Genomic DNA, 12,287 nt, shown 5'->3' on the forward strand with positions numbered 1-12,287 from the left:
GTCAGTCACCTGCCTGGATCAGACCGCCCCGGCGCCGCATCAGGAACGCGGTGAACACCATCGACAGGGCGAAGAGGACGAGGGCCACCACGCAGGCCGAGCCGTAGTCGAAGCGCTGGAAGCCGAGGTTGTACACGAGCTGGGGGAGGGTGAGCGTGGACTTGTCCGGGTAGCCCGGCTCGAACTGCGTGCCCGCGCCCTGGATCACGCCCGAGGCGACCTTTCCGGCGATCAGCGGCTGCGTGTAGTACTGCATCGTCTGGATCACCCCGGTGACCACCGCGAACATCACGATCGGGGAGATGTTGGGCAGGGTCACGTAGCGGAAGCGCTGCCAGGGCGAGGCGCCGTCGAGCTCGGCCGCCTCGTACTGCTCGGTGGGGACGTCGAGCAGCGCGGCCATGAAGATGACCATCAGGTCGCCGACGCCCCACAGGGCGAGCAGGGTCAGGGCCGGCTTGGACCAGGTGGGGTCGTTGAACCAGCCGGGGGCCGGGATGCCGGTCTTCTCCAGCAGGGAGTCGACCGGCCCCGTGCCCGGGTTGAGGAGGAAGGCGAACGACATGGTCGCCGCGACCGGCGGGGCGAGGTAGGGCAGGTAGAAGAGGGTGCGGAAGACGCCCGTACCCGTCTTGATCTTCGTGATGAGCAGGCCGACGCCGAGTCCGAAGACGACCCGCAGGGTGACCATGACCAGGACCAGCCAGAGGGTGTTGCGCAGGGCCGGCCAGAACAGCGGGTAGTCCTGGAAGACGTACGTCCAGTTCTTCGTGCCGCTCCACGCCGGCGGCCTGAAGCCGTCGTAGTGCATGAACGAGAAGTAGACCGTCGAGATCAGCGGGTACGCGAAGAAGACCGCGAATCCGATCAGCCACGGCGACATGAAGGCGACGGTACGAAGCGCCGACCGGCGGCGCTTCGACGCCAGGGTGACCGTACTCATCGGCTACTTCGCCTGCGTGATGTCGGTGTCGATCTGCGCGGCCGTCTTCTTCAGACCGGCTTTCAGCTCGGTGGCCTTGCCGCTCTCGTAGTCGTAGCCGAACTGCTGGATCGTCACCAGGTACTGGCCGCCGTTGATGGAGGCGGGCGAGGTGGTGGAGTCCGGGTCGGCCGCGATGTCCAGGAAGGTCTTGAAGCGCGGGTCGTACTTCAGCTTCGGGGACTTCAGGGCGGCCAGGGTTGAGGGCACGTTGTGGATGTCGTTGGCGAAGCCGACGACCGCGTCGGTGTTCGTGGTGATGTACTTGACGAACTCCCAGGCCGCGTTCTGCTTGTGGCTGGTGGCGGCGATGCCCGCGATGGTGCCGGTGATGTAGCCCTTGCCGTACTGGCTCACCTGGTCGTCGGGGACGGGCAGCGGGGCCACGCCGATCTCGAACTTCGGCTTGGCGTCCGCAGCCATGCCCAGCCGCCATTCGCCGTCGAGCTGCATGGCGACCTGACCGGTGTGGAAGGGGTGCTTGGGGCCCCACTCGTCGCCGAGGGTGGCGCGGAACCTCTCCAGCCGCTGGAATCCGCCGAGTTCGTCGACCAGCTTCTTCTGGAGGGTGAAGCCCTTTTCGAAGGCGGGGTCCTTGGCCAGGTTCGACTTGCCGTTCGAGTCGAAGTACGTCGGGGAGAACTGCGCGAAGTAGTGCTCGGTCGTGGACTCCCAGCCGTGGTAGTCCGGCATGAACCCGAGCTGCTTGTAGCCGTCCCCGTCGGGGATCGTGAGCTTCTTGGCGTCCGCCTCGAATTCCGACCAGGTCTTCGGCGGGGCCTTGATGCCGGCCTTCGCGAACGCGGTCTTGTTGTAGTAGAGGCCGTACGCGTCTCCCAGCAGCGGCACCGTGCAGCGGTTGCCGTCGAACTGCGTGTACTCGTTCATCGCCTTCGGGAACGTCTTCTCCGGGTCGATGTCCGACTTCTCGAAGAAGGGGTTCAGGTCCACCAGCGCGCCCGAGGAGCAGAACTTGCCCACGTTGTTGGTGGTGAACGAGGAGATCACGTCCGGCGCCTTGTCGCCGCCGGTGCGCAGCGCCTGGTTGATCTTGTCGTCGGTCATGTTGCCGACGACGTTGACGTGGATGTTGGGGTGCGCCTTCTCGAAGCCGGCGATCAGGGACTTGACGGCCTTCACCTCGTTCGGTGCGCTCCAGGCGTGCCAGAAGTTGATCGTGGTGTCCTTCGAGGCGTCGTCGTTCGCGCCGTTGTTCGACTGGCCGGTGCAGGCGGTGGTGAGGAGGGCGAGGGAGGCGGTGAGGACGAAGGCCGCTTTTCGGGCAGTCGAGGGTGCGGATGCGGGCATGGCGGGGTCTCCCGGGGGCGGGGGTGGGTGAGAGAGGAGGAGCGAGGAAGAGAGAGGAGAGGAAGAGAGAGGAAGAGAGAGGAGAGGGGGACGGGCTCAGCGGGAGGTGTCGAAGACCTCGTCGCGGGTGACGGCGAGCGCGCTCTCCAGCGCGCCACGCAGCACCGGGTGCTCGCGGACGTCGCCGACCACCAGGTGCGGCCGGGAGGCGGCCAGCTCCTCCAGCTCGGCCTGGACGAGGGCGCGCAGCACCTCGCCGCCGGCCGTCAGCGAGGCGCCGCTGAGCACGACGAGTTCGGGGTCGAGGACGGAGACGAGGGAGGCCAGACCGGTGGCGAGCCGGGTCGCGTACGTCGTCAGGAGGGTGCGGTGGGGACCGGTGGCGTGGTCGGCGGCGCGGGCGACGAGCGCGGCGGCGGCCTCGGGGTACGGGCCGCCGGGCACGTCCTCGATGCCGACCTCCCGGGCCAGCCCCGGCAGGGCCTGGGAGCCGGCCAGCTCCTGGTAGCCGCCGCTGTTGGCCCGGGTGACCTGGCGGACCAGCGGGGTGCCGGGCACCGGCAGGAAGCCGACCTCGCCGGCACCGCCGGTCCAGCCGCGGTGCAGCCGGCCGCCGAGGACCAGGGCGGCGCCGAGGCCCTCCTCGTTCCACAGCAGTACGAAGTCCCGGTGGCCGCGGGCGGCGCCGAGGCGCTGCTCGGCGACGGCGACGAGGTTGACGTCGTTCTCGTACTCCACCGGCATCGGCAGGGCGGCGGCGAGTTCGTCGAGGATCGTCGGGGAGTGCCAGCCGGGCAGGTGGGAGGCGTAGCGCAGGCGGCCGGTGTTGGGGTCGAAGGCGCCGGGGGTGCCGATGACCAGCCGGTGGATGTCGTGGCGGGCCAGCCCGGCCGCCTTCACCGCGGCGTCGAGGGCGTCGGTGACCTGCCGTACGACGGGCTGGGACCGGTGGCGGCCGGGGGTCGGCAGCTCGTACTCGCCGACCGTGCGGCCGGTGATGTCGGCGACGGCGGCGCGGATGCGGTGCGGGGTGACGTCGAGGCCCGCGGCGTACGCGGCGGCGGGGTTGACCGCGTAGAGCTGGGCGTTGGGGCCCGGACGCCCCTCGCTCGTCCCCGTGGCGAGGACCAGGCCGGCGGCCTCCAGCCGGGCCAGGAGCTGGGAGGCGGTCGGCTTGGACAGGCCGGTGAGCTTGCCGATCCGGGTGCGCGACAGCGGCCCGTGCTCCAGCAGCAGGTCGAGGGCGGCCCGGTCGTTCATGGCGCGCAGGACGCGCGGGGTGCCCGGCGTACCGGCGGTTCCTGCCATGCGTCTCGCCTCCTGCCCTTCGACTGCTCGGCTTCCCGGTCTTCCCACATGATCGCCCACAACCCGCGGGGGGTGCGCGGTCGCTGGGAAGATCACTGTTAGGAAAGTTTCCTGTTCGCGTGGAAGGAACCTAGGGCCGACGCGAAGGGGGCGTCAAGAGAGGACGCCCCCGAGGCAACGGAGTCGTTACCTGCGGGGGCGTGAGGGGGCGTGAGGGGGCGTTTGAGGGGCGTTTGAGGGTCGTGAGGGGCGTGCGTGGCGCGGGGGCGTGCGCGCGGAGGCGAGCGCGGGCTGTGCGGCCGGGCGGCTCGGGGCCGGTGGGGCTACTTGCCGGTCGGGCGCTGCGAGGGAGTGATCGGCGTCGCCGCCTCCGCCTGCGGGGAGGCGGCGTTGGAGTACACCGACGGGGCCGCGACCGAGGCCGTCGGGTCGGGCACCGTATCCCCCTCCGCCGGCGCCGTGGCGCCGCCCACGATACGGATGTCGGCCTCGTCGAAGGCACGCTTGATGCGCCAGCGCAGCTCGCGCTCGACGGTCACCGACCTGCCCGGCATCGTCTTGGCCGAGACCCGGACCACCATCGAGTCGATCAGCACGCTGTCCAGGCCCAGCACCTCGATCGGGCTCCACAGGAGCTCGTTCCAGGGCTCCTCCTTGCTCATCTTCTCGGCGACCTCGGTCAGGGTGGCCTTGAGTCTGTCCAGGTCCTCGCTCGCCCGGACGGTCACGTCGACGCCGGCCGTCGCCCAGCCCTGCGAGAGGTTACCGATCCGCTTGACCTCGCCGTTGCGGACGTACCAGATGGCACCGTTGGGGCCCCGCAGCTTGGTCACCCGCAGGCCGACCTCGATCACCTCGCCGGTGGCGACGCCCGCGTCGATCTCGTCGCCGACGCCGTACTGGTCCTCCAGGATCATGAAGACACCGGAGAGGAAGTCCGTGACCAGGTTGCGGGCGCCGAAACCGACCGCCACGCCCGCCACACCGGCGGACGCCAGCAGCGGGGCCAGGTTGATCTGGAAGGTGGCGAGGACCATCAGCGCGGCCGTGCCCAGGATCAGGAAGCTCGCCACCGAGCGCAGCACCGAGCCGATCGCCGCGGAGCGCTGCCGCCGCCGCTCGGCGTTGACCAGCAGGCCGCCCAGCGCGGTGCCGCCCGTCTGCTGGGCGGCCGTGCGGTTCATGCGGTCGATGAGCTTCGTGATCGCCCGCCGGACCACCACCCTCAGCACGCCGGCTATCACCAGGATCAGCACGACCCGGAGGCCGATCGCCAGCCAGGTGGACCAGTTCTGCTCGACCCAGCTCGCGGCCTGGTTCGCGCTCTGCTGGGCGTCCTGGAACGTGGGGACCGTCACGTTCGGCGACTCCGAGGGAGACGGCGACGGCGACGGACCGGCGGCCAGTAGGACGGCGGGCAAGGACACGGCAGGTACCTCCAGGTATGTCCGCCCTCCGGCGCGACGGTCAATATCGCCTGCATCACGATGAGGTCACCGGACGGGCAGAGGCACCACACTAACGGGGCACGGTGTGTGGATCGCCGTGATGCACGAAGGAGATACGGCGGCGAAAGGGTGCCCACCCGCCTCTGATCAGGCTGTGTGAACGGGCGGTGATCCGGGGGATGAATCAGGTGTGGTCGAAAACACTCCCAGCCCGTTACCGGGACATGGTGGCGCGTTCACCAGGCATGAGGGGAGACTGACTGCAGATCGTCCCGGCGCGAGCCACGCGCCGCCGGCGTACAAGGAGGCCCCCGTGCCGCATGTCCTGGTCCTCAACGCGTCGTACGAGCCCCTCGGCGTCGTACCGCTCCGCCGCGCGCTCGTCCTCGTGCTCGAGAACAAGGCAGTCTGCCTCGAGGAGTCCGGCGCACATATGCACAGCGCGTCCCTCACCGTCCCCGCACCCAGCGTGGTCCGGCTCAAGCGCTTCGTCCGGGTTCCCTATCGGGGACCCGTTCCGCTGACGAGGCGAGCGCTCTTCGCCCGAGACGGCGGCCGCTGCATGTACTGCGGCGGCGTGGCCACCAGCGTCGACCACGTCATCCCGCGCTCGCGCGGTGGCCGGCACGCCTGGGACAACGTGGTGGCCTCATGCCGCCGCTGCAACCACGTCAAGGCCGACCGCCACCTCGTCGAGCTGGGCTGGCGCCTGCGCCACACACCCGCTCCGCCCACCGGTCTGGCCTGGCGCATCATCGGCACCGGCCATAGGGACCCGCGCTGGCTGCCCTACCTGCAGCCGTACGGCGCGGACGACGCCCTGGCCCGGATCGACGGCATCTCCGCCTGACGATCCGGGCCTTCGTCGCGCCGGGGACCTGCCGGACCGGCCCAGGTCCTGTCCGGCCCCCTAGGCGTACCGCAGCTCCCCCGGCCGTACCGAGCGCCGCAGCAGCGGCAGGGAGCCGGCGGCGGCCAGCAGGCAGGCGGCGTACACACCGGCCGGGACCAGCAGGGCCGCGTAGGGCACCGGCCAGCCGGTGGAGCCGTGGGACGCCACCCGGGCGTAGGCGATGCCGATGGCCAGCCCGCCCGCGCCCGCCACCAGGGTGGCCGGGGCCAGCGGCAGCGCGGTCTCCAGCAGCAGTGTCCGGGCGAGCAGCGCCCGCGGCACCCCGGCGGCGACCTGGGCGGCCAGGCCCCGGCGCCGGGTGGCGAGGGACTCGGCGGTGCCGACGGCGAGCGCGACGAGGACGAACACCAGGGCGAGCCCGATCGCCCCGGCCGTCAGGTTCACGCCGGTGGTGTAGAAGGCCATGTCCGCCGCGAGGGAGCCCTGGCGGCGCCTGTCCTCCAGGTCGGTCAGCAGGACCTGCCGTACCCCCACGAACCCGGTTCCGACGACCGTCACCAGCAGCACCGCCGCATGCGCACGGGCCGCCGCCCACGGGTCGTCCCGCAGCCCCTCGGCCGCGATCAGCACCGTGGGAGAGCCGGTCCGGGCCGCGAGCAGCCGCCCGGTCAGCCCGGACAGGGTGCCCGTGAGCCACACCGTGCCGACACCGACCGCCAGCACCGCCGCGAACACCACGAGCGGCCCGAGGTCATGACGCGAACCGGTGGTACCGGCGGACGTACTGGCCACGGCGAGCGGCGCCGCCACGACCACGACCAGCAGCGCGCCGAGGAACGTCAGCCCCGGCCCCCGCCCGGTCCGGCGCCGGCTGCGCCGCACCCAGCCGAGCGGCGAGGTCACCACCCGGCGCAGCGCCAGCACCCCGGCCGCCGTGCCCAGCACCGGCACGCCCACCGCGACCAGCGCGATCCCGGCCCAGGCCAGGGCCGGCGGCCGCTGCCACGCACCCAGCAGCGCCGGCACCGCGACCGCGGTGGCGAGCACCGAGCCCAGCAGACAGGCCAGGCCCGTCTCCAGCGCGACGATCCGCCGGACCCGGCCCGGCTCCGTGCCCGCCAGCCGCAGTGCGGCCACGCGCCGGTCCCGGTGCACCGCGCCGATCCGGGTGCACTGGCCGAGGAAGCCGAGCACCGGAACCAGCAGGAGCGACAGCGCGACGATCGCCCCGGAGCGCTCGCCGGGGTTGTCCAGCAGGCCGTGGCCGAAGGAGAAGGAGTAGTGCCCGCGCACCGAGGCGAGCGCGGCCGCCGCCAGCCCCAGCCCCGTCGCGCACATCGCCCCCGCCGCCGTGAGGGCGATCCGCCACCACTCCTGCCGGTCGGATCCCCGTACGAGCAGCCAGGCCAGCCGCAGATCGGTCCTCACGCGTGCACCTCCAGCCCCGCCGTCACACTGGCCTGCGTCACGCCGTCCTGGAGCCGCACCTCACGGTCCGTGTACGCCGCCACCTGGGCGTCGTGCGTGACCACCAGCACCGCGGCGCCCGTCTCCCGGGCCGTGCGCACCAGCGCCGCCATCACCTGCTCGCTCGCCAGCGAGTCCAGCGCCCCCGTCGGCTCGTCCGCGAAGACGACCCGCGGGCCGGTCACCAGCGCCCGCGCCAGCGCCACCCGCTGCGCCTGGCCGCCGCTCAGCTCCCCGGGCCGCAGTCCCCGCTGTTCCCCCGCGCCGAACCGTTCCAGCCAGTCGGCCGCCCGCTCCTGAGCGGCCTCCCGCGCGGTCCCGGCCAGCATCAGCGGCAGTGCCACGTTGTCCAGGGCCGTCAGCTCCGGGATCAGCTGGCCGAACTGGAACACCACGCCGAACTCGGTGCGGCGCAGTTCGCTCAGCCGCCGCTCGGGCAGGGTGTCGACGCGCTCCCCGGCGTACGTCACCGAGCCCTCGTCGGGGGAGGCGATGCCCGCCAGGCAGTGCAGGAGCGTGGACTTCCCGCTGCCGCTCGGTCCGGTCACGGCGACGATCTCGCCCGCGCCGAGTTCCAGGCCGGCCCCGCGTAGCGCCGGGGTCCTGCCGTGCGTCTTGACGAGGTCACGGGCCACCACAAGGGGCTCCGGTCGGTTGCTCATGCTCGGTCGGCCTCCACGGTCACAGCGGTCAGAGTGGTGAGCCGGGCCTGGGTGGTGGTCATCCAGCGCAGGTCGGCGTCGAGGTGGTTGAGGGCGTAGTCCGCGGCCAGCACGGTCGCCAGTTCGGTGCCCGCAGCGGTCTTGAGCGCGGTCAGCTCCCGCATCCGCTCCATGTGGGCGGCGCGCTGTGCGAGCAGATGGGCGGCCGGGTCGCCGTCGGTGAGGATCGCGACGACGACCTTGGCGAAGATCTCGTTCGTCACGTGCGGCGCGGGCGGGGTGACCTGTCCGGCCCAGTCGGTCGCTTCCCGGGCGCCGTCCTCGGTGAGGCGGTACAGCGTCCGCTCCGGTCCGCCGTCGGCGTCCGTGCCGGCCACCTCCGCGAGACCGTCGCGGACCAGCCGCTGCAAGGTCGTGTACACCTGGCCGTAGGCCAGCGGGCGGGCCTGCGGGAAGTGGTCGTCGTGGCGTCGCTTGAGGTCGTAGCCATGGCTCGGACCTTTGGCGAGCAGGCCGAGCAGGATGTGGCGGGTGCTCATGGAGATCAGTATGTACTGCGTACATGTACTGAGTGAATAGTGATCGACGAAAAACCCGGACGGAACTGACGGGACTCCCGTGCCCCGTGCCGCGTACGCCTCAGCCCGCCACCGCGTACGCCTCCACCGACCACAGTGAACAGCCGTACCGAGTGGCCCGCTTCTGGCCCTGGACGCGGACGAAGCGCACGTCCCGCTCGTCCATCCGTACCGTCTCCCGGCCGCCCCGGCCGTCCGTCACCGAGGCGGCGGTGCGCCAGCGGCGGCCGTCCGAGGAGACCAGGACCCGGTAGGCCGACGCGTACGCGTCCTGCCAGTGCAGGACCACCCGGCCCAGCCGTACCGGGCGTGCCAGCTCCACCTGCCACCAGGCGCCGTCGTCGGCGGGGGACGACCAGCGGGTGCCGGGGTCGCCGTCGTTGGCGGCGGACGCCGGGAAGTCGGGCGTCTCGTCACCGGACGAACGCGCGGTTCCGGTACGGGCCACGTCGCTTCCGGCGGTGCGCGGGAAGGCGCGGACGGTGAGCGTGCGGGTGACTCCGGCGAAGCTGACGCGGACGTCGTAGGACCGGGTGGGCGCGGTGGGTGGCACGGTCACCTCGAGAGGCACGTCGACCTCGGTGCCGCGCGGCACCGTCAGGGCGGCCGCCGGGACGTGGACCTCGATGCCCTCGGGGGCCTCCACGGTGACCTTGCCGTGCACGTCCGCGGGGCCGAGCGCGGTCAGCCGGGCGGTCAGCCGCTCGGTGCCGCCGATCTCCGCGTCCGTCCGCGGGCGCGGCAGCTCCAGGCCGGCGGCGGGCGTGTCGGCGAACCACGGGACCACATGACGGACCCGGGAGGGGGCGGCGCCGGTGACGCGGACGGCGTCGACGGGCGTGCCCGCGGCCGGGCCGGCGACGGCCGGCGGACGCGTCCACGCGCCCGAGACCGGGCCCGAGGACGGCGGCCGGGGCGGCCAGAGGGCCGGCGGCCGCGTCGCAGGGCCGGTGGACGTGCTGCCGCCGGGGGCCGGGAGCTGTCCGACCGTCAGTTCCGTGGCGCCCCGGTCGGCCAGCGCCCCGACGCGCTGCCAGCCCCTTCCGGGGACGTGCGCCTCGACGGTCCCGCCGGTCCCGGGGTCCGTCAGCACGGTCACGGCGCTGAGGGGGCGGGGGCGCGGCAGCCGCACCACCGTGCGGCCGTCCTCGCTCCCGGCCCGGTCACCGGCGGCCGTTTTCCCGGTCAGGCCCGCCCAGGCCTCGTAGGCCTGCCGCGCCTTGTCGAGGAAGGGGTCCAGCACGCCCTTGCCGACGGTCACCCCGGCACGCCCGGCCTCGTCCCGCAGCCGGCCGAGCGTGCGGTACGCCGCCCAGGCGCCGGCCGCGTCGCCCGTGCGCTGGGCGCGCAGCATGTCAAGCGCGGCCGTGCCCGCCCTGCCGTAGCGGGCCAACTGCTCCGACCACGGGGCGACTTCCGCGGCGAGGCCGTGGTCGGCGGCGAGCGCGCCGGGGGTGTGGCCCATCTCGGTGAACGCGGCGCGCAGCCGTTCCTCGGCGGCCTCGTTCGCCGCGCGGTCCGTCGTCGTGCGCGCCCGCCACAGGGCCGCCACCAGCGGGCGCAGATACGCCGACTCGGTGCCGCCGAGCACCGAGGAGGCGTCGTTCCCGGCCAGCGCCGACAGGGCACGCTCCCGCCGTGCGTCGCCCGCCGCCAGGTCGGCGATCGCCGCCCGCCAGGACTCCTCCGGGCGGTAGGCGCGCGGGTTCCAGGCGTAGTCGGCCGCGGTGAACAGTGGGATGCGGGAGGCCTCGGCCTGCTGCATGGCGTTGGCGAGGAGGGCGGCCGAGCCGTTCGCGACCGCCGGTTCGCGGCCGGTGTAGGGGCCGAGGAAGATCCGGTCCTCGGCGTAGTCGTTCACCGGGTAGTTGTCCATGGTCACCAGCGGATGCCCGAACGCCTCGCGGGCGCCGGCGAGTTCGCCGCCCGTGATGGTCCGGGGCACCACGCCCACCCCCGTCCAGGCCACCTGCACCGACTCGTCCAGCTCGCCCGCCAGCGCACGCCGGTAGGGGGTGGTGCCGTCCTCGTAGAACTCGGTCGGCGTCAACGACAGCGGTACGGCGCCCGGGTGGCGCTCCGTCAGGTGCCGGGCGACCGCGTTCGCGACTTGCGCCTGGGCCCGCGCCGCGGCCTCGGGGCCGGACCCGAACCGGTCCGGGTCCGCGCCGCAGTGCCACTCGCTGTAGCTGACGTCCTGGAACTGGAGCTGGAAGGCCCGGAACCCCAGCGCCCACATGGCGTCCAGCTTGCGCGTGAGCGCCCGTACGTCGGCGTCGGAGGCGAAGCACAGGGACTGGCCGGGTGCCACCGCCCAGGCGAGTGTGACGTGGTTGCGGCGCGCCCGCTCGGCCAGCTCGCGGAAGGCCGCCCGCTGCGCCGCCGGGTACGGCTCACGCCACCGGTCCTGGCGGTAGAGGTCGTCGCCGGGGGCGTACAGGTAGCGGTTCTGCTTGGTGCGGCCCATGAAGTCCAGCTGCGCGAGCCGCTGTTCGTGCGTCCACGGGGTGCCGTAGAAGCCCTCGGTGGTGCCGCGGACGGCGCTGCCGGGCCAGTCCCGGGCCGAGACGCCGGGGATCGTGCCGTCGGCGCGGACCAGCTGCCGCAGTGTCTGCACGGCGTGGAACAGGCCGTCCTCGCCGGCGCCGGTGAGGGTCACGGCGGCGGCGCTCCCGGTGGACGCGTGAGCGCGGTCGTGGCCGACGGTGAGGAGGTAGCCGCCGGCGGGCAGCGCGTGGCGCGGATCGCCGTGCGGCCGTTCGGTGCGGGCCCGGACCACCAGGACCCCCGCCGGGACCGGGTCCGCCTCGCCGAGGTCCGTGACCGTCCGGGCCCCGGCGCCGCGCAGCAGCGCGCGCAGCGCGTCGAGGGCGTACGGGTCCGCCGTCGGATCGGCGACCAGGGCGACCCGGTCGGTGACCGCGACCGCGCCGCCGGTGGTGCGCAGGGACTGCGGGCGGGGCCAGACGGCGACGTCCCGGGAGGCGGAGACGGGGGAGGCGCTCGGGCCGGCTCCCGTGCCGGTGCCGGTGCCGGTGTCCGAGGTGGTGCCGGTGTCGGGGCTGGTGCCCGGGGCCGGTGGCGCCGCGACGGCCGCCGGCGCGGCCGTGAGGGTCCCGGCGACGACGGCGAACGCGAGTGCGATCGCCCCCTTTCCGCGCCGAACCTGCACGGCCCCTCCTTCGTCGCTCGGATTCCCACGGCGGTGTCGAGGAGTATCGAGCCCACCACTCGGCGGTGACGGGTGTCAATGAGAGTGGCCGCTGTGCCGAGTTTGCCCCACCCTGGAGAGAGCGGAATGTGACCCACGGCATGTCGTCCGGCGTTGTACGTCTGCCGTCGCGTGCACTGGGTAGGGCTGCGGTCATCCGCACTGTGCCGCACTCGACGAGGAGACCACCGTGTCCGCACCCGCTCACCTTCTGCTCCCGGCCCTGTCCGACACGGCCCTGTCCAAACCCTCGGCGGAACCGGTCCCGTACCCGGGGCCGTCCGCCGACCATCCCCGCCCGGACGTGTTCAGCGCGGAGGGCGCCTGCGCCGAGCCGCCGCTGACCAGCGAGCCGCCGCTGCCCGACGCCGAGCCGCTGACCAGCGAACCGCCGCTCGCCGAGGCAGCTCCCCTGACCAGCGAGTCCGCCGCCGACCCGGACCCCAGCGGCGCGGAGTACTAGGAGTTGC

General features: G+C 73.2%; 10 protein-coding genes. 2 read left to right on the top strand and 8 right to left on the bottom strand.

Annotated features, from left to right (window positions below; translation table 11 throughout):
* Position 1 precedes the first annotated feature (1 nt).
* The 4 genes from R2S09_RS05490 to R2S09_RS05505 all read right to left on the bottom strand — a co-directional run bounded on the left by R2S09_RS05490 (position 2) and on the right by R2S09_RS05505 (position 5,025).
* Positions 2 to 943, bottom strand: a complete 942-nt coding sequence (locus R2S09_RS05490; RefSeq protein ID WP_316740017.1) for a sugar ABC transporter permease — start codon at positions 941 to 943, stop codon at positions 2 to 4.
* 3 nt (positions 944 to 946) lie between these two features.
* Positions 947 to 2,290, bottom strand: a complete 1,344-nt coding sequence (locus R2S09_RS05495; RefSeq protein ID WP_316740018.1) for an ABC transporter substrate-binding protein — start codon at positions 2,288 to 2,290, stop codon at positions 947 to 949.
* Positions 2,291 to 2,386: 96 nt separating this feature from the next.
* Positions 2,387 to 3,598, bottom strand: a complete 1,212-nt coding sequence (locus R2S09_RS05500) for an ROK family transcriptional regulator (RefSeq protein ID WP_306190124.1) — start codon at positions 3,596 to 3,598, stop codon at positions 2,387 to 2,389.
* Between the two features lie 323 nt (positions 3,599 to 3,921).
* Positions 3,922 to 5,025 (bottom strand): mechanosensitive ion channel family protein, encoded by a 1,104-nt coding sequence (locus R2S09_RS05505; protein ID WP_316740019.1) that lies wholly within the window; start codon positions 5,023 to 5,025, stop codon positions 3,922 to 3,924.
* Between the two features lie 334 nt (positions 5,026 to 5,359).
* On the opposite strand from R2S09_RS05505, the gene R2S09_RS05510 reads away from it, so the two are divergent.
* Positions 5,360 to 5,896 carry an HNH endonuclease gene (locus R2S09_RS05510; protein ID WP_306190126.1) on the top strand — a complete coding sequence of 179 codons (537 nt, stop codon included), beginning with the start codon at positions 5,360 to 5,362 and terminating at the stop codon, positions 5,894 to 5,896.
* Between the two features lie 60 nt (positions 5,897 to 5,956).
* Here the strand turns inward: R2S09_RS05510 and R2S09_RS05515 are convergent, their stop codons facing one another.
* From R2S09_RS05515 to R2S09_RS05530, 4 genes are all read right to left on the bottom strand, one after another.
* On the bottom strand, positions 5,957 to 7,327 hold the full coding sequence (locus R2S09_RS05515; protein ID WP_316740020.1) for an FtsX-like permease family protein: 1,371 nt from the start codon (positions 7,325 to 7,327) through the stop codon (positions 5,957 to 5,959).
* Entirely contained in the window at positions 7,324 to 8,028 is a 705-nt protein-coding gene (locus R2S09_RS05520; protein WP_306190128.1) for an ABC transporter ATP-binding protein, read from the bottom strand. The genes R2S09_RS05515 and R2S09_RS05520 overlap by 4 nt, the downstream gene beginning before the upstream one ends.
* Positions 8,025 to 8,567: a PadR family transcriptional regulator gene (locus R2S09_RS05525; RefSeq protein WP_306190129.1), complete on the bottom strand. Its 543-nt coding sequence runs from the start codon at positions 8,565 to 8,567 to the stop codon at positions 8,025 to 8,027. Before R2S09_RS05525 ends, R2S09_RS05520 begins: the two co-directional genes overlap by 4 nt.
* A gap of 100 nt (positions 8,568 to 8,667) precedes the next feature.
* A complete protein-coding gene (locus R2S09_RS05530) occupies positions 8,668 to 11,778 on the bottom strand; it encodes a beta-N-acetylglucosaminidase domain-containing protein (protein ID WP_316740021.1) in 3,111 nt (1,036 codons plus the stop codon).
* Between the two features lie 229 nt (positions 11,779 to 12,007).
* Between R2S09_RS05530 and R2S09_RS05535 the strand changes: the two genes are divergently transcribed.
* Positions 12,008 to 12,280 carry a hypothetical protein gene (locus R2S09_RS05535; protein ID WP_306190131.1) on the top strand — a complete coding sequence of 91 codons (273 nt, stop codon included), beginning with the start codon at positions 12,008 to 12,010 and terminating at the stop codon, positions 12,278 to 12,280.
* The last annotated feature ends 7 nt before the right edge of the window (positions 12,281 to 12,287 follow it).

It is taken from the genome of Streptomyces sp. MK7 (assembly GCF_032658145.1).
Lineage (GTDB): Bacteria > Actinomycetota > Actinomycetes > Streptomycetales > Streptomycetaceae > Streptomyces > Streptomyces spiralis.